Here is a 16456-nt window from a genome sequence, read left to right as displayed (position 1 = left end):
GGTTCCGACCACCCGGTTCCGCGCAGACCCCAACGACCCCGCCGAACCGGTTCAGAACTCACGGGGCCGTCGCACCCGTCACACGGTGGTCCCCGCGCGCTTGGCGTCGTAGGCGTCCCTGGCGGCGCACAGGTCGGGGAGGTTGTCCTCGATCCAGTCGTAGAGGCCGCGCACCCGCGCGGCGAGCTGCGCGCCCGCCGGGGTGAGGGAGTAGTCGACGTGCGGGGGGATCACGGGGTGGACCTCGCGCAGCACCAGGCCGTCGCGCTCCAGCGCCTGCAGGGTCTGGGCCAGCATCTTCTCGCTGACGCCCACGACCGCCCTGCGCAGCTCGCTGAACCGCAGCTTGCCCTCCAGGAGCTTGCCGAGGACCAACCCGCCCCACTGGCTCGTGGCGTGGCTGGCGATCTGCCGGGAGGGGCAGTTGCGGTCGTACACGTCACCCGTCGTCGCCATGCCGTCCACGTTACCTGCATCCTTCCGCCGAGGTAAGTACCCGACAAAATAGTGGGTACTTACGAAAAGTGAGCTTCGATTCCTACCGTGGTCGCATGACCACGCTGATCACCGGGGCCACCGGCCACCTGGGCGCCCTCATCGCCGACCACGTCCTCACCCGCATCCCCGCCTCGGAGCTGGCCGTCTCGACCCGCTCGCCGGAGAAGGCCGAGGCGCTCGCCGCGCGCGGCGTCGACGTGCGCAAGGCCGACTTCGACGACGCCGAGTCGCTGTGCGCGGCGTTCGCGGGCGTGGACCGGCTCGTGCTGGTGTCGGCGGACGGGCCGGACCGGGTCGCGCAGCACACCCGCGCGGTGGAGGCCGCCAAGGCCGCGGGCGTGGCGTTCATCGCCTACACGAGCGTGGTGGACGCCGACACGTCCCCGCTCTCCCTCGCCCCCGACCACGCGGCGACCGAGCGGGTCATCCGCGAGTCCGGGATCGCGTTCGCGTTCCTGCGCAACGGCATGTACCACGAGAACTACACCCAGGCGCTGGGCCACGGGGTCGTCGCGCACGCCGCCGGTGACGGCCGCAACGCCAGCGCCTCCCGCGACGACCTGGCCGAGGCCGCCGCGATCGTGGTGACCGGCGAGGGCCACGAGGGCAAGGTCTACGAGCTGACCGGGCCGAGCGCGTGGACGTTCGCCGAGCTGGCCGCGCTGTCCGGCGACGAGGCGAAGCCGGTGACGGCGCAGGAGCGGATCGCCGGGCTGGTCGGGTTCGGGCTGCCCGACTTCGTGGCGGAGCTGCTGACGGACATCGAGGTCGCCATCGGCCGGGGCGCGCTGGAGCGCGTCACCGACGACCTGCCGACCCTGCTGGGCCGCCCGGCCACCCCGATCGCCGACGCGGTCGAGAACCGCTGATCACACCCCCCTGGCCCCGGAGCACCGCCGGGGCCGGGGGACGTCCGGCCCGGCGTGGGCGAGGGGTTCACGCCGGGTCGACCAGCAGCGCCGTGTCCAGCTCGGCGTGGGCCTCGGGGTGGTCGGCCCACCACTTCTCGAACGCCGGGTTCCTCGGCAGCAGCGCCCGGTACGCCCGCGCCGCGCAGGCGTAGACCTCGTGGGCCCGGCCCGCGACCGGGCCGTCGCGGCGGGTCGCCACCAGGACGTCGATCAGCAGCGGCGAGCCCTTGAGCGGTTTGACCACGATGCCGTCGCCGCCCCGCGACTGCGGGAGCGCGAAGCACACCGCGCCGCTGGCGACGAGCCCGCGCGCGCTGCTGGCCTCGTTGGCGTGGTGGGTGAACCGGGGCGTGAACCCGGCGCCCGCGCACGCGGCGACGATCTGCAGCCGGTTGCCGATGAACTGGTCGGGCGGGGTGACCCAGTCGCGGTCGGCCAGCTCGGCGAGGTCGACCTCGTCCTGCCCGGCGAGCCGGTCCCACTCGGGCAGCGCCACGAAGTGCGGTTCGCTCACCAGCCTGCGCACCTCGACGCCGCGCAGCTCGCGGGTGTCCAGGCCCTCGAACCAGTCGAGCACCGCCACGTGGAACTGGCCCGCGACCAGCTTCTCCAGCAGCTCGGACCCGCCCTGCATGGTCTCGGTGCGGATCTCGACGCCGGGAACGGCGCGGCGCAGCTCGGTGACGAGGTCGCCGAAGAACAGCGTCGGCACGCTCCCCACCAGCAGCGGCCCCCGGTCGGCCCCCGAGCTGCGCTCCCTGGCCAGCCGCACCAGCCCGCCGACCTCGTCCAGCACGAGCCTGGCCGAGGCGACGACCTGCCTGCCCAGCTCGGTGGGCACGCTGCCGCCGGGCGTGCGCTCGAACAGCCTGCCGCCGACGATCCGCTCGACCGTGCGCAGCTGGGCGCTCATGGCGGGCTGGGTGAGGCCGAGCCGCGAGGCGGCCTTGGTCAGGCTGCCCTCCTCGGCGATCGCGCACACCGCGCGCAGGTGGCGCAGCTCCAAGTCGGGCATAACTACCGCGTATCCCCTTTCCGGATGCCCTCCGGCGCGGGCGGGCGGGACATAGTGGTCCTGTCCCGGCGACCCACCCCGAGGAGGAGCAGGTGCGGCAGGAGCAGACGCGCGGCAGCCGGACCAGGCGCAACCAGATCCAGCGCGCCGTCCGGATCGGATAAGGGCTTCGGCGGTCCCCCTCCGCCGCGCGCCCGCGCCCCCGCTGACGCGGGCGGGACGTGCGGGCGGCCGGGAGGGGGACGAGCCGTCGCGGGGCGCCAGCGCCCCGCTGTCCGGGCCGCCCGCCGTGCCTGCGGAGAAACGGCGGGTGGCCTGGGGCAGCCGTGCCGAACCACCCTGCCGGCAGTCGGGGGTGGGGCGGCAGCGGCGGATGGCCGATCCGGTGGGCGGGGGCGCGGGGCCTTTCGGTGGTCGCGCTCGGCGCTCCGGGCGTTCACCCGGCGGCGCGGCCCGTGCGCGGTGCGGGGCTCGGGCGCTCCCAGGGGCACGCGCCTGGCGGCCTGCCCCGCGCGCCCAGGGGCCCGAGCGCTCCCCGGTGCGCCCCCGTCAGCCCCGCTCGTCGATCGGCACGGCCGCCCCGGTGACCCGCACGCCCGGCGCGCCCGCCTCGGCCACCACCACCAGCTCGCTCGGCCGCCCCATGTCGACCCCCTGGTGCAGCACGAACCGCCCGCCGTCCGGCAGCTGCCCCAGCTCCCGCAGGTACCCGCCGAACGCCGCCGCGGCGGCCCCGGTCGCCGGGTCCTCCACCACCCCGCCCACCGGGAACGGGTCGCGGGCGTCGAACACGTCGGGCGCGCGGCGGTGCACCAGCTGCGCAGTGAGGGCGTCGGCGCCCGCCAGCAGGGCGCGCAGGGCGGGGAAGTCGTAGTCCAGGGCGGCCAGCACGGCCCGGTCGCGGACCGCCACCACCAGGTGCCAGCCGCCGCCGAACGCCCAGCGCACCGGCAGCTCCGGGTCCAGGTCGGCGCGCGACCAGCGCAGCGCGGCGAGCGCGGCGTCGACGTCGGCGTCCGGCGCGGGCCTGGTGCGGGTCGGGACGCTGGTCAGGGTGGCCGTGCCGCCGTCGACGTCGACCAGCACCTCGCCCGCCGCGGTGTCCAGCGTGATCGTGCCGGGCAGGCCGAGGGCGACGGCCGCCGCGACGGTGGCGTGCCCGCAGAACGGCACCTCGGCCTCGGGGCTGAAGTAGCGGACCGCGAACCGGCGCGGGTCGGGGCCGGGCAGCAGGAACGCGGTCTCGGAGTAGCCGACCTCGGCGGCGGTCGCGAGCATCCGCTCGGGGGTCAGCTCCCGCGCGTCGAGGACGACACCGGCGGGGTTCCCGCCGGTCGGGGTGGTGGTGAAGGCGGCGTAGCGCAGGACGTTCGACATGCGTCCATCGTGCGCAATCAGTGGAATCGAGTCCAACGATGAACGTGCATGGCAGGTATCGCTATGTTCGATGGATGGACACCCGGCTGCTGCGCACCCTGCTGGTACTGGCGCGAACCGGGAGCTTCACCGCCACAGCCGCCGAGCTGCACCTGGTCCAGTCCTCGGTGACCAGTCAGGTCAAGGTCCTGGAGCGGCACCTGGGGGCGCGGCTGTTCGACCGGCTGCCGCAGGGCGCGCGGCTCACCGAGGCCGGGCGCAAGGCGGTGGAGAACGCGCGCGACGTGCTGTCCGCCGAGCAGCGGCTGCTGGACGCGGTGCGGGGCAGCACCGAGGTCGAGGGCGACGTGCGGATCGGCGCGCCGGAGTCGGTGTGCGCCTACCGGTTGCCGCAGCGGATCGCGGACGCGGCGCTGCGCTGGCCGGGCATCAGCGTGCACCTGTCCCCCGCCGGGACCAAGGAGGTGCTGCTCGGGGTGCGGCGCGGCACGCTCGACCTGGGGCTCGCGCTGGACGACGGGCTCGTCGCGCCCGGCCTGTCCGCGCACCCGGTCGGGGTGGAGCCGATCGAGCTGGTGGCCGCGCCGGGCGCGGTGGCGGAGGAGCGGTACTTCCTGCTGGAGGAGGGCTGCTCCTACACGGACCGGTTCGTGCGGGAGCTGACCGGGCGGCGGCCGCAGATCACCCGGTTCGGGAGCATCGAGGCGGTGCGGTCGTGCGTGGTGGCCGGGCTGGGGTGGACGGTGCTGCCGAGGGTCGCGGTGGCCGAGCAGCTGGAGAGCGGGGCGCTGCGGCGGCTCGGGGAGCTGCCGGACAGCACCCTGTACCTGGTCACCGACCCCCGGCGCACGCTGCCCGCGGCGGTCCGCGCGGTGGCGGAGGCGGTGCTGTAGCGCCGGTCCCGACCTCCGGGGCCCGGCTCGGGGCCCTAACCTGGGCGGGGTGATCGAGTCGAACGTTCCCGGACGCGCCGGTGAGCTGGTCGTGCGGACCTGGCCGAACCTGGGGGCCACCTGGCTGGCGGTACTCGTGCACGGGTGCGGGGAGCACGCCGGGCGGTACGGGCACGTCGCCGAGGCCCTGGTGGCGGCGGGCGCGCTGGTGGTCGCGGCGGACCAGGCCGGGCACGGGGCGTCGGAGGGCGAGCGGGCCCTGGTCGAGGACCTCGGGACGCTCGTCGGCGACGTCGACACCGTGATCGGCGCGGCCGGGGTGGACCTGCCGGTGGTGCTGGTCGGGCACGGCGTCGGCGGCCTGGTGGCGGCCCGGTACGCGCAGGACCACCAGGACCGGCTCGCCGCGCTGGTGCTGTCCGCGCCGGTGCTGGGCGCGTGGGAGGGCCTGGACGCGCTCGGCGGCGACGACCTGTCCGGCACGGAGGTCGACCCGGCCGAGCTGTCCAGGGACGAGGAGGTCGGCCGCGCGTACGCCGCCGACCCGCTGGTGTGGCACGGCCCGGTGCCCCGGCCGACGCTGGAGGCGGTGGAGCGGGCGATCGACGAGGTGAACTTCGGGCCGGTGCTGGACCGGGTGCCGGTGCTGTGGCTGCACGGCGGGGCCGACCGGCTGGTGCCCGAGGCCGACACGCGCACCGGCGCGGACCGGCTGCGCGGGGCGCGGTTCGAGGAGCGGGTCTACCAGGGGGCGCGGCACGAGGTGCTGCGCGAGACGAACCGGGACGAGGTGCTCGGCGACGTGGTCGACTTCGTCAGGCGGGCGCTGGGCGGGAGCTGACCGGGGGCTGGGCGAGGGCGGGGTCTGGCGGGCCTGCCGGGCGGGTCAGCTGGGCGGGCGGTTCAGCCGGGCAGCTCGGTTCACCTGGGCAGCGCGGTTCAGCCCGGCCGGGTGCGCTCGATCAGCTCGGCCGCCTCGCCGGGCGGGCCACACCGGCTCGCCCCGACCAGGGCGCCGTCCCTGGTGACCTCGACCGACGCGCTCTCCGGGAGGCGGGCCAGCAGCTCGGCGGGCACCGCGTAGTGCGGCACGCTCACCAGCACCACCTCGTCGCCGCGGCGCTCGGCGAGCACGCCGATGCTGCCGACCACCGAGGCCCGCACCCGCACCCGGCACCCGTCGACGTCCACCGCGTAGTCCCGGCGCGCCAGCGCCCGCAGCTGCCGCTCCAACCGGGCGCCGCGCAGCGCGATCCCCTTGCGCCGCAACCCGACCAGCACCTCGGCGGGCCACACCGGGTCCACGTCGGACAGCCCGAGCGCGCCGGGCGGCTCACCGAGGTCGAGCTGCTCCCAGCAGCCCGCGAACTCGGCCGCGGTCAGCCGGACCGGGTCCCACAGGACGGTGTGCCCGGTCAACGGGCGCGGCCCCCGGTCGCGCCCGGCGCAGGTCGACGGGACCGGGCCGCGCCCGACCGCCGCCCCACGCCCCCTGGGCGCCCGTCCGCACCGCTCAGCCCCACCGAGCCCCCTCCCCCGCGCGGCGGCCGGGTGTGCGGTGGCCGCGCGCCACCGCGCCGGTCGGGGTGGCAGCCCCTCGTCGCGGCGGCGCGGCCGGTCCATCATCGTGCGCCCCGGAGCGCGGCGCGCCGTCGAATCGCGGGATGGGCGCGGCCGGTGCGCGCCGGGTTCGGCATTCCGCCGCCGCCCCTGGAAATGCGCCGGGCAAAGGCGCGCGGGGACGCGCCCGGCGCCCCGCTCACCCGTTCAGTGAGCCGGATCACGGGAAATCGTTCGGCTCACGGCCTTGACCATTCACCGCGCTTTTCGCTCCACCGCGCAGAATTGCACCCGTCCAACCCGGTCGCGACCACAGCGGGTGCCGGCGGCGGCCGTCGAGCGGCCCAGTCGGCTACGACGAACGGGTGGCGGTGTCGGGCCCTTCGGGGACTCGTGGAGAATTTGCCCGCGATGAGCGGACAGGACCTGGAACTGGTGATCACAGTGGTGGTCACCGCCCACGACGAGCGTCAGGCGCTGGACGCCTGCGCCGGGTTGCTGCGCCGGATCGGCGGTCGGATCGTCCAGACGAGGGACTGCTCCGACGAGGAGCCCGGCTGCTGGTCCCTGACGGTGTTCAAGGAGTCGGGGGAGAGCGCGGAGCACAGCGTGCCCGCCGCCCTGACCAGGGCCGTCCGCCGGTTCGTCCGGGGGCTGGGCGAGCACTTCCCCACCCCGAAGGTCGCCTGCGAGCCCCCGACGGCGTGGACGGTGCTCGACGACGTCCACCTGCTCGGCCCGCTGGTCCAGGGCGCGGAACGGGTGCTGGTCGAGGCCTGGGCGGGCGGCGACCCGCTGCGCCGCAGCCCCGTGCCCGCCCCGAGGGCGGAGCACCCCCCGACGCCCGCGCCGACCACGTTCGCCGAACCGCCCGCGCCGCAGAGCGCGGAGCCGGTGATCCCCGCGCAGCCGGACGCCGCACCCCCGGCCCCCGAGCCCCCGGCCGCGCCCGAGCAGGACGCCGAACCGCCGCGCGCCGAGCCCCAGGCGCTCCCCGAGGCGACGCCGACCGCCGAGACCGTCGGGACCGCCGAGCCCCGGACGGCGCCTGAGTCCGACATGCCCCAGGAACCCCTGGCGGCACCCGCCCGCTTCGCGCCCGCCGCGCCTCCGGAGCTCCTGGCGACGCCCGAGCCCTTCACGCCCCAAGGCCCCCCGGCGACGCCCGAGTTCTTTGCGCCCACCGCGCCCCAAGAACCCCCGGCGACGCCCGAGTTCCTCGCACCCGCCGCGCCCCAGGAACCCCTGGCGACGCCCGAGTTCCTCGCACCCGCCGCGCCCCAGGAACCCCTGGCGACGCCCGAGTTCCTCGCACCCGCCGCGCCCCAGGAACCCCTGGCGACGCCCGAGTTCCTCGCACCCGCCGGGCCTCAAGAGCCCCTGGCGACGCCCGAGTTCCTCGCACCCGCCGCACTCCACGAACCCCTGGCGACGCCCGAGCCCTTCACGCCCTCCGGGCCTCAAGAGCCCCTGGCGACGCCCGAGCCCTTCACGCCCTCCGCGCCCCAGGAACCCCTGGCGACGCCCGAACCACTCACGCCCTCCGCGCCCCAGGAACCCCTGGCAGCGCCCGAGTCCCTGGCGCCTGCCAGCGCCGTGACGCCCCCGGAGCCCCCCGCCACCCCGGTGTCCCCTGAAGCGCCAGCGTCCCCCGCTGCCCCGCTCCTCCCTGACGCCCAGTTGCCCCCTGAAGCCCCGGTGTCCCCAGCAGCCCCGGTGTCCCCTGAACCCCAGGTCTCCCCCGCTGCCCAGGGTTCCCCTGAAGCCCCGCCGGTTCCGCCTCCCTCGCCCTCCCCCGCCGCTCCCCAGCGCCCCGCGGGCCCCACCGGCAGCGCGCCGACCTGGGCGGGCGCCGCCGCGGCGTGGCCGACGCCGGTCTGGCCCGCCCCGGTGTGGCCCGCGCCCGTCCCGACCGCGCGGACCGAGCGCGGGGGCGTCACGCCGCCGCCCACCGGTTTCCCGCCCGGCGTCGAGATCCCCGCCATCTCGGCCGTCCCCGCCGCCCCCACCACCCCGGCCGCTCCCCCCACCCCTGCGGCACCCACCGAGCCCCCCACCACGCCGTTCCCCGTCCTCCCCCCGGCTCCCCCGCAGCCCCTCCCCGAACCCGCCCCCCTGCCCACCCCGCAGGACGAACCAGCCCCGGCACCCCCCGAGCCCCTCTCGGACTCGCCCGTCCGGCTCATCCTGGAGATCCGCGCGATCACCGACCCGACCTCGTCCCCCGAGGAGCAGGCACGGTCGGTAGCGCGCGGGCTCGCCCCGGCCGGCAAGATCACCCGCGTGGCCCCCGGCGGACGACTACTGGCCGTGCACGTCGACCTCGGCACGAGCGAGGCGTCGCCCACCTCGGCGCTCCTCGACGCCGCCGCCGCGATGACACCCGACGGGTGGTCCGGCGTCGAGCGGGTCGGGGTGTCGGCGGTGGCGCGCTGGTCAGCGGGGCCCGCCCCTACAACGGGCGTCACCTCGCTGGAGCTGACGGCGACACCGCTCTCGGCATTCCAGTGGACACCGCCCGCGTGAGGGCCGGCGGGCGCTGCTCCGAATGAGTGGGTAACCACACCACCCTGTCAGCCGATCTTGCTTGATTAGCGTGAAACTCTGGGTATTACTTCAATTACAGAAGTGGTCGCCAGGCCACTGCGTGCTCTCAGGAGGGGTCGGTAACCGACATGGCCAGCATCGAAGAAGTCCGCGCGGCGATCGCCCAGGCCGTGGACAAGGCCAACGAGAGCGCGAAGGCGCTCCAGCAGGCCGCCAGCCTCGCCGAGGACGCGCAGGCCCTGCTCAACTCGGCGACCCAGGGCAGCGCCCAGTCCGACGTCGAGTCGGCGAACGCCCAGTTCGCGCAGGTCGCCAGCGGCGTCTCGGACCTCCAGAAGTACCTGGAGAACGGGATCTCCCAGGCCGAGAGCATCAACTCCAGGCTGTGACGTCGGTAGCGGAGGTCCGGCTCGCGCTGGAGCAGGTCGCCGAGGGCCTGCGGGACGCCTACCGCCTGACGCGGGAGGCGCAGGACCTGCTGGTGGACGCGGTCGACGTGCTGGCGGAGGCGGGTGAGAACCACCACGAGGAGCTCGTGCCGCCCGCGTTCCTGCGGGCCCGCGAGGCCTTCCCCGACGAACTGGAGCTGATCGTGAGCAGCCTGGAACTGGTCCAGCGGTTGGCCGCGGAGCTGTGACGTGAGCAGGCGCGACGACCGCCTGTGGCGGATCAGGGCGTCCCTGGAGCGCTTCCACGGGGCGGTGGCGGCGGCGCTGGGCAACGCCGCGCGCGAGCAGCGCGCCATCGCGGCCGAGCGCGCCCGCGACATGGTCGAGGTGATGGTGCGCGGCCAGGGCGTGGACCGCGCCCTGGTCGACCCGCTGCTGGCCGGGCCGCTGCGGAACCCGCTGTTCGGGCCGGTGCTGGCGCACGCGATGGCCGACCGCGTCGAGGCGTTCCGCGACTGGTCCGAGCAGGGCCCCGACCGGCTGGCCGAGATCGTCGGCGAGGCGTCGCCGGGGACCGCGTCCCAGCCGCACGAGGTGTGGCTGGGCGGGACGGGCACGGCGGACGGCAGCGACGGCGTCCCGGAGCTGTGGCGGATCGGCGAGGGCGAGGTGCCCTCGGCCCCGGAGCCCCGGCGGTTCCCGGTGGCGGTGCCGCTGCTGGACCAGGCGCACCTGCACGTGGCGTCCGCGCCCGAGGCGCGCGCGACGGCGGAGTCGCTGGTGGAGGGCCTGCTGCTGCGGGTGCTCAGCCACTTCCAGCCGGGCCTGGTGCAGGTGCACGTGTGGGACGTCGGCCAGCTGACCGGCTCGCTGCCCGGCCTGTACCCGCTGACCAGGGCGGGCCTGCTGACCGTGCACGACCCGGCGCGGCTGCACGAGCTGCTGGACGAGCTGTCCGACACGATCCGCCGCGTGCACACCGGCGTGCTGGTGGAGGGCCACCAGTCGATCAGGGCGGTCAGCGGCAGGCGCGCGGAGCCGTGGCGGATCGCGGTGCTGCTGGGCAACCGGCAGGCGCTCAAGGAGGAGCACCAGCAGCAGTTGCAGCGGGTGGCGCGCAACGGGCTGGCGTGCGGCATCCAGCTGTTCATCGTCGACATCCCGATCACGGTGAACTCGCCGGTGGAGACCGTGCGGGTGGCGGCGGACCACACGGCGACCTGCACCATGACCGGCAAGCACGTGCGGGTGCTGCTGGACCCGCCGCTGCCGCGCCACGCGGTGCCGAGGGCGTGCGCGGCGATCGCGGAGAAGCGCGAGGAGCGGCGCAGCCGGTTCGGCACGTTCGCGGACCTGCTGCCCGAGGAGCCGTGGCAGGAGCGGTCGGCGGCGGGCGTGGTGGCCCCGCTGGGGTTCTTCGACGGCGACCCGGTGCCGGTGGCGCTGGGCGACACCTCGCCGCACGCGCTGATCGGCGGGCCGAGCGGGTCGGGCAAGACGAACCTGCTGTACGCGATGCTGGGCAGCCTCGCGGCCCGGTACTCGCCGGACGAGTTGGAGCTGTACCTGCTGGACTTCAAGGAGGGCGTGTCGTTCGCGCAGTTCGCGCCGGGCCGCAAGGACCCGAGCTGGCTGCCGCACGCCCGGCTGGTCGGGGTGAACGTGAACACCGACCGCGAGTTCGGGGTGGCGCTGCTGCGGTTCCTGGCCGACGAGATGCGGCGGCGCGCGGACGCGGCGAAGCGGCACGAGGTCACGAAGCTGGAGCAGCTGCGCGAGGAGGACCCCGAGGGGCGGTGGCCCAGGGTCGTCGCGGTGATCGACGAGTTCCAGTACCTGTTCGGGGAGCGCGACCAGGTGACCGCGCAGGCCACGCAGCTGCTGGAGGACGTGGCGCGGCGCGGGCGGTCGCAGGGCATCCACCTGGTGCTGTCGAGCCAGGACGTGGCGGGCATCGAGGGGTTCTGGGGCAAGTCGGCGATCTTCGAGCAGTTCACCGTGCGGATCGCGCTGCCGAAGGCGCGGCGGGTGCTGGCGGAGCCGCAGAACGACGCGGCGGTGGAGCTGCCCCGCTGGCACGCGGTGGTGAACCACGAGTCGGGGGTGCGGCCGGGCAACCGGGTGGCTCGGGTGCCGGACGCGACGAGGCGGGGCACGTTCGACGCGCTGCAGGCCGAGCTGCACCGGATCAGGCCGGAGGAGCTGCCCGAGCCGATCCTGTTCGACGGCAGCCGGGTGCCGGTGCTGGGCGGGCTGGCGGACTTCCAGGCGCTGCGGCCGGGCGAGGCGAGCCCGACGGTGCTGCTGGGGCAGGTGATCGACGTGGCCGGGAGCGCGGCGAAGGTGCGGTTCGCGCGGACGCCGGGGCGGAACACGGCGGTGATCGGGTCGATGGCGGAGGACGCGGCCGGGGTGCTGGCGGGCGCGGCGCTGTCGCTGGCGCGGCAGCACTTCCCCGATCAGGCGCGGTTCACGGTGGCGTGCCTGGTGGACGACGCGAGGCCGCACGCGGACCGGCTCAGCAAGGCGCTCAAGGACGAGGGGTTCGCCGTCACCGAGGTGCCGCTGAAGGACTTCCGCGAGGTGCCCGAGGAGGAGCGCCGGGGGTTCCGCGAGGTCGTGGACGAGCACGCGAGGCGGTTGCGGGAGATCAACGCGGGGACGTTCGAGGGTCCGGTGGTCCCGGAGTACCTGGTCGTCTACGGGGTCGACGCGGCGCAGAGCCTGCTGGAGGTCAAGGACGAGAAGACCCGCGCGACCGGCGTGGACAGCTTCCGGCTGCTGCTCAAGCACGGGCCGGAGAACCGGACGCACCTGCTCGGCTGGTGGCGCGGGGCGCAGCGGCTGAAGAACAGCCTGCCGCCCGGCGTGTACGACGACATCGGCTCGTGGATCGCGTTCGACGTGCAGGGCAAGGAGCTGCTCTCGTTCGGTCCCGAGCAGGTGATGTCCTGGTCGCCGAGGCCCCGCAGGGGGTTGTTCTTCGACCGGTTCGAGCACTCGCGCCCGCAGGTGGTCATCCCGTTCGACACGGGGGAGGAATCATGATCGGCGGTCCGGTGGCGATGACGGCGTTCTCGGCGGAGGGGCGGGTTCCGGGGCAGGGACCCGGACCGGGCTCGGACGCGGGTCAGGGTGCGGCACGGGGGGCGGCTCACGGCCGCGGTCCGGGGGCCGTGCCGGTGCCCGGCGTCAACTCGGGGTTCGGCGGCGCGCTGTCGGCGGCCGAGCGGTACAAGGAGGTCGTCGAGCTCGCCGGTGACGCGGTGGAGCGGATGCGGCAGGTCGACCGGGAGCGGGTCGCGCAGCTGATCGAGGCGCTCGCCGAGTCGCAGATCCGGATGGCCGCCGCCATCGACCGGGAGAAGGTCGCGCAGCTCGGCGTGGACGAGCTGTGGCAGCAGGCCGTGGAGGCGCTGTGGGAGGAGCGGTCGATCCAGAGCATCGGCCAGCGGCCCCGGCCCGACGAGACCGTGCCGCCCAGGGACCAGCTGGAGTACGACAACGAGGTGGAGCTGGCCTACCTGGGGCTGGTGGAGTCGCTGGCCAAGCGGTCGCTGTTCCGGGGAGGCAAGTCCTAGCGGGGCGGCCCCGCGACGCGGTCCGCCGCCGTCGTGGGGCGTCCGCACCTCCCGGCGACCCGAGCCGCACCCGGCGCGGGCGATGATGCCCCCATGCGTCTGCACCACCCCTCCGAGCTGTCCGCGCGCGGCGCGCTGATCCGCTGGTCCGCCCAGGTCCTCGCCCCCGGTCGCGGTGGCGCGGCCTGGGTGCGCGGTGACGCCGTCGCCGTGCTCGCCCCCGCGCTCAACCGGCACGACCGGCTGGTCCTGGACGGCTCCCCCGACGACGTCCGCGCCCTCCTGGACGAGCACCACGCACCCGGACTGTCGCCGCTGGTCACCAGCGAGCTGGCGGCCGGGCTGGGGGTGCCGGTGCGGGCCGCGTTCGGCTGGATGGAGCGCGCCGACCCCGACGACCTGCCGGAGCGGGCCCCGGAGTGCGCCTGGCTGCCCGAGTCGGACTGGCCCGAGGTGACCGCCCTGCTGGCCGCCGCGAGCCCGCGCAGTTATGTGTGGCCAGGTGATCCGGGGGCGACGCGGTGGGCCGGGATCAGGGTCGGCGGGGTGCTCGCCGCGGTGGCGGCCGACGCGTGGTCCACCGACGGGGTGGGGTTCGTCGGCGGGGTCGCCACGCACCCCGGTTTCCGCCGCAGGGGGCTGTCGTCGGTGCTGTGCGCGTTCGTCACCGCCGAGCTGCTGGAGCGGCACGGCGGGTGCGCGCTCATGGTCGACCGGGACAACCCGACCGCGATCGGCGTGTACGCCCGGCTCGGGTACGCCTACCGGGAGCTGTCCGTGCTGGACCCGGCCGCGGCGGGGTCCGGGGAGCCGAAGGCGGGCGGGGCGGCGGGGAAGAGCGCGGCGTGACGGCGCGTTGACCCGCGGTGAGGGGATGTCCGCAACCCACCGCAGGGAGAAGCGCATGACCACCGCGCACGAGATCCACCTGGCCGCCCGTCCGAAGGGCTTCCCGACCGAGTCGGACTTCGCGCTCGTCGAGGTCCCGGTCCCGGCGCCGGGCGACGGGGAGCTGCTGGTGCGCAACCTCGTGATGAGCGTCGACCCGTACATGCGCGGGCGGATGCGGGACGCGAAGTCGTATGTGCCGCCGTACGCCCTGAACGCGCCGCTGGACGGCGGGGCGGTCGGCGAGGTGGTCGAGTCGCGGTCGCCGGACTTCGCGCCGGGGGACGTCGTGCTGCACGGGTTGGGGTGGCGCGAGTTCGCGGCGGTGCCCGCCGAGGGGGCGCGGAAGGTCGACCCGGACGCGGCGCCGCTGGGCGCGCACCTGGGCGTGCTGGGGATGCCGGGGCTGACCGCGTGGGCGGGGCTGCTGGAGGTCGCCGGGATGCGCGAGGGCGAGACGGTGTTCGTGTCGGGCGCGGCGGGCGCGGTCGGGCAGGTCGCGGGGCAGGTCGCCCGGTTGCGCGGGGCGAAGCGGGTGGTGGGCAGCGCCGGGTCGCCGGAGAAGGTGCGGTACCTGGTGGACGAGCTGGGCTTCGACGCCGCGTTCGACTACCGGGACGGGGACGTCGCCGGGCAGCTCGCGGCGGCGGCCCCGGACGGGGTCGACGTGTTCTTCGACAACGTCGGCGGCGAGCACTTGGAGGCGGCGATCACGGCGTTCACCACGGGCGCGCGGGCGGCGCTGTGCGGGGCGATCTCGGCGTACAACGCCGAGGAGGCGCCCGCCGGGCCGAGGAACCTGGGGCTGCTGGTGGGCAAGCGCGCCACGCTGCGCGGGTTCATCGTCAGCGACCACGCCCACCTGCGCGAGGAGTTCACCCGCGAGGTGGGCGGCTGGATCGCGGAGGGGAAGCTGCGCTACCGGGAGACGGTGACCGAGGGCGGGCTGGCGAACGCGCCCGCGGCGTTCATCGGGATGCTGCGCGGGGAGAACACCGGGAAGGCGCTGGTCAGGTTCTGACCAGCTCGCCGTCTTCGGCGACGACGCGCCCCGCGTGCACGACGAGCGCGCGCGGGGCGCGGTCCATGACGGCGGCGGTGACCGTGTCGCCGGGCACGACCACGACGGACGCGGGCGAGCCCTCGGTGAGCCCGAGCTTGGCGCCCAGGACGGCCGCGCCGCCCCTGGTGGCGATGTCCACGCACATCTCGACCTGGTCGTCCCGGCGGAACCCGCCCCGGTAGGCGAGCTGCCAGGCGCGGCCGAGCATGTCGCCGTCGCCGTAGGGGGACCAGTGGTCGCGGATGCCGTCCTGGCCCAGGCCCAGGCGCACGCCCGCGCGGCGCAGGCGGTGCAGCGGCAGGGGGTCGCGGGCGCCGGGGGCGACGGTGGTGACGGCGACGTCGTGCTCGGCGAGGAGGTCGACGAGCAGGCCCTGGCGGTGGTCGTCGACGGTGGACAGGGCGAACGCGTGGCTGATGGTGACCTCGCCGCGCATCCCGAGGGCGGCGACGCGCTCGCAGACCAGCTCGATCTGGAACGCGCCGAGGGTGCCGTCGTCGTGCAGGTGCAGGTCGACGCCGCACTGGTGCTTCTCGGCGAGGCCGAAGACGGTGTCGAGGTGCTTGACGGGGTCGCGGTCGGCGGAGGCCGGGTCGAGCCCGCCGACCAGGTCGGCTCCGGCCCGCAGCGCGGCGTCGAGCAGGTCGGCGGTGCCCTTCTCGCGCAGGACGCCGCACTGGGGGAACGCGACGACCTGCACGAGCGCCCGGTCGCGGTGGGCCTCGCGGGCGGCGAGGACGCCTTCGAGGCGTTCGAGGCCGGAGTCGACGTCGACCTGGGCGTGGCTGCGCACGTGGGTGGCGCCGGAGGCGATGGTGCGGCCGAGGGTGCGGGTGGCGCGGTCGGCGACGGGCTCGTCGGCGCGCCAGTGGCGGCGGTCGTTGTCGACGAGGGCGGTGAGGCCGGGCCCTGCGGAGTGCGGGCGGAAGGGGAGGCCGAGGCGGGTGGAGTCGAGGTGCGCGTGGGCGTCGGTGAAGGCGGGGAGGAGGACGCCGTTGCGGCCGTCGACGGTGGTGGCGCCGGGCGGGGCGGGGAGGTGCGGGCCGAAGGCGGTGAGGGTGCCGTTCGAGCAGAGGACGTCGACGGTCGGCGCACCGGGGTCGGCGGGCCACGGGCGGACTGAGCGGATCAGCAGGTCTCCGGGCACGGGGTGACGCTAGTACTTCGGGTGGGGGGTGGGGGTAGTGGCGGGGGTGGGTCGTGGCGGGTGGGGTGGTTTGTGAGGGGCGGCGGGGGCGGGAAGCTCATGACGGGCGACAGGCGACGGGCGACGGGCGACGGCCGGCGACGGGCGACGGGACGGCCAGCGACGGGGCGGCGGGCCACAGGCAGCGAGGGCAGGAAGCGGGCCACGGGCAGCGGGCCACGGCTGACGGCTGACGGGTGGCGATGAGAGGCAATTAGCGGGTGGCAGCGGGAGGCGTGGGGTTCGAGGCGGTTGGTGTGGCACAGGATCTCGGTTGAACGGTCCGTTCAACCTTCGGTGAACGGACCGTTCAACCGACCTAGCCGACCGCGACTCGCTCCACACCCACACCTACACCTGTGCTTGTGCCTGACCGCGTTTAGGCAGGCACAGGGTGGGCCGCAGCTGACCAGAGCTGGGTGAACGGTCCGTTTACCCAAGGTTGAACGGTCCGTTCAACCTTGCAGAGCAGGTGCATGTAGGCGCAGGCGCAGGTCGAGCCGCAGTCGACCGGGCTGGGTGAACGGTCCATTCACCCAAGGTTGAAC

Annotated in this window: 15 protein-coding genes; 10 read left to right on the top strand and 5 right to left on the bottom strand. The window is 75.5% G+C overall.

Features of this window, described 5'->3' with window-relative positions:
- Positions 1–78: 78 nt before the first annotated feature.
- Positions 79–456, bottom strand: a complete 378-nt coding sequence (locus CNX65_RS02815) for a winged helix-turn-helix transcriptional regulator (RefSeq protein WP_041837307.1) — start codon at positions 454–456, stop codon at positions 79–81.
- Between the two features lie 95 nt (positions 457–551).
- Here CNX65_RS02815 and CNX65_RS02810 point away from each other — a divergent pair, with 95 nt between their 5' ends.
- Positions 552–1367: an SDR family oxidoreductase gene (locus CNX65_RS02810; RefSeq protein WP_096491374.1), complete on the top strand. Its 816-nt coding sequence runs from the start codon at positions 552–554 to the stop codon at positions 1365–1367.
- A gap of 67 nt (positions 1368–1434) precedes the next feature.
- Here the strand turns inward: CNX65_RS02810 and CNX65_RS02805 are convergent, their stop codons facing one another.
- Both CNX65_RS02805 and CNX65_RS02800 read right to left on the bottom strand, forming a co-directional pair.
- Positions 1435–2424 (bottom strand): LysR family transcriptional regulator, encoded by a 990-nt coding sequence (locus CNX65_RS02805; protein ID WP_096491373.1) that lies wholly within the window; start codon positions 2422–2424, stop codon positions 1435–1437.
- 549 nt (positions 2425–2973) lie between these two features.
- On the bottom strand, positions 2974–3801 hold the full coding sequence (locus CNX65_RS02800) for a PhzF family phenazine biosynthesis protein (RefSeq protein WP_096491372.1): 828 nt from the start codon (positions 3799–3801) through the stop codon (positions 2974–2976).
- Between the two features lie 74 nt (positions 3802–3875).
- On the opposite strand from CNX65_RS02800, the gene CNX65_RS02795 reads away from it, so the two are divergent.
- Entirely contained in the window at positions 3876–4694 is an 819-nt protein-coding gene (locus CNX65_RS02795) for a LysR family transcriptional regulator (RefSeq protein ID WP_096491371.1), read from the top strand.
- A 49-nt stretch (positions 4695–4743) separates the two neighbouring features.
- The gene (locus CNX65_RS02790; RefSeq protein WP_096491370.1) at positions 4744–5535 is read left to right on the top strand and encodes an alpha/beta fold hydrolase; all 792 of its coding nucleotides are present in this window, start codon (positions 4744–4746) and stop codon (positions 5533–5535) included.
- Between the two features lie 98 nt (positions 5536–5633).
- Here the strand turns inward: CNX65_RS02790 and CNX65_RS02785 are convergent, their stop codons facing one another.
- Positions 5634–6113 carry an ESX secretion-associated protein EspG gene (locus CNX65_RS02785; protein ID WP_096491369.1) on the bottom strand — a complete coding sequence of 160 codons (480 nt, stop codon included), beginning with the start codon at positions 6111–6113 and terminating at the stop codon, positions 5634–5636.
- 552 nt (positions 6114–6665) lie between these two features.
- Here CNX65_RS02785 and CNX65_RS35120 point away from each other — a divergent pair.
- The 7 genes from CNX65_RS35120 (at position 6666) to CNX65_RS02740 (ending at position 14680) form a co-directional block, all read left to right on the top strand.
- Positions 6666–8780: a hypothetical protein gene (locus tag CNX65_RS35120; protein ID WP_157767478.1), complete on the top strand. Its 2115-nt coding sequence runs from the start codon at positions 6666–6668 to the stop codon at positions 8778–8780.
- Between the two features lie 149 nt (positions 8781–8929).
- Positions 8930–9190 carry a hypothetical protein gene (locus tag CNX65_RS02765; protein ID WP_012783174.1) on the top strand — a complete coding sequence of 87 codons (261 nt, stop codon included), beginning with the start codon at positions 8930–8932 and terminating at the stop codon, positions 9188–9190.
- On the top strand, positions 9187–9438 hold the full coding sequence (locus tag CNX65_RS02760; protein WP_096491365.1) for a hypothetical protein: 252 nt from the start codon (positions 9187–9189) through the stop codon (positions 9436–9438). The genes CNX65_RS02765 and CNX65_RS02760 overlap by 4 nt, the downstream gene beginning before the upstream one ends.
- Position 9439: 1 nt before the next feature.
- Complete coding sequence (locus CNX65_RS37680) at positions 9440–12238, top strand: FtsK/SpoIIIE domain-containing protein (protein WP_096491364.1); 2799 nt, start codon at positions 9440–9442, stop codon at positions 12236–12238.
- Positions 12235–12771 (top strand): hypothetical protein, encoded by a 537-nt coding sequence (locus tag CNX65_RS02750; RefSeq protein WP_096491363.1) that lies wholly within the window; start codon positions 12235–12237, stop codon positions 12769–12771. The genes CNX65_RS37680 and CNX65_RS02750 overlap by 4 nt, the downstream gene beginning before the upstream one ends.
- A 93-nt stretch (positions 12772–12864) precedes the next feature.
- Entirely contained in the window at positions 12865–13620 is a 756-nt protein-coding gene (locus tag CNX65_RS02745) for a GNAT family N-acetyltransferase (RefSeq protein ID WP_096491362.1), read from the top strand.
- Positions 13621–13645: 25 nt separating this feature from the next.
- Positions 13646–14680, top strand: a complete 1035-nt coding sequence (locus CNX65_RS02740) for an NADP-dependent oxidoreductase (RefSeq protein WP_373565513.1) — start codon at positions 13646–13648, stop codon at positions 14678–14680.
- Here the strand turns inward: CNX65_RS02740 and CNX65_RS02735 are convergent.
- Positions 14670–15869 (bottom strand): amidohydrolase, encoded by a 1200-nt coding sequence (locus CNX65_RS02735; protein WP_177154482.1) that lies wholly within the window; start codon positions 15867–15869, stop codon positions 14670–14672. The genes CNX65_RS02740 and CNX65_RS02735 overlap by 11 nt on opposite strands.
- Positions 15870–16456: the final 587 nt, after the last annotated feature.

Source organism: Actinosynnema pretiosum, from assembly GCF_002354875.1.
Taxonomy (GTDB): Bacteria; Actinomycetota; Actinomycetes; order Mycobacteriales; family Pseudonocardiaceae; genus Actinosynnema; species Actinosynnema auranticum.
The sequence above is the reverse complement of the archived record's forward strand: the minus strand, read 5'-3'. Positions and strand labels throughout refer to the sequence as shown.

Excerpts from the sequence above, each read along its gene's own strand:
- CNX65_RS02795 (WP_096491371.1), top strand. The coding sequence starts at position 3,876 with ATGGACACCCGGCTGCTGCGCACCCTGCTGGTACTGGCGCGAACCGGG.
- CNX65_RS02750 (WP_096491363.1), top strand. The coding sequence starts at position 12,235 with ATGATCGGCGGTCCGGTGGCGATGACGGCGTTCTCGGCGGAGGGGCGG.
- CNX65_RS02810 (WP_096491374.1), top strand. The coding sequence starts at position 552 with ATGACCACGCTGATCACCGGGGCCACCGGCCACCTGGGCGCCCTCATC.
- CNX65_RS02805 (WP_096491373.1), bottom strand. The coding sequence starts at position 2,424 with ATGCCCGACTTGGAGCTGCGCCACCTGCGCGCGGTGTGCGCGATCGCC.
- CNX65_RS02765 (WP_012783174.1), top strand. The coding sequence starts at position 8,930 with ATGGCCAGCATCGAAGAAGTCCGCGCGGCGATCGCCCAGGCCGTGGAC.
- CNX65_RS02815 (WP_041837307.1), bottom strand. The coding sequence starts at position 456 with ATGGCGACGACGGGTGACGTGTACGACCGCAACTGCCCCTCCCGGCAG.
- CNX65_RS02800 (WP_096491372.1), bottom strand. The coding sequence starts at position 3,801 with ATGTCGAACGTCCTGCGCTACGCCGCCTTCACCACCACCCCGACCGGC.
- CNX65_RS02740 (WP_373565513.1), top strand. The coding sequence starts at position 13,646 with ATGTCCGCAACCCACCGCAGGGAGAAGCGCATGACCACCGCGCACGAG.
- CNX65_RS02745 (WP_096491362.1), top strand. The coding sequence starts at position 12,865 with ATGCGTCTGCACCACCCCTCCGAGCTGTCCGCGCGCGGCGCGCTGATC.
- CNX65_RS35120 (WP_157767478.1), top strand. The coding sequence starts at position 6,666 with ATGAGCGGACAGGACCTGGAACTGGTGATCACAGTGGTGGTCACCGCC.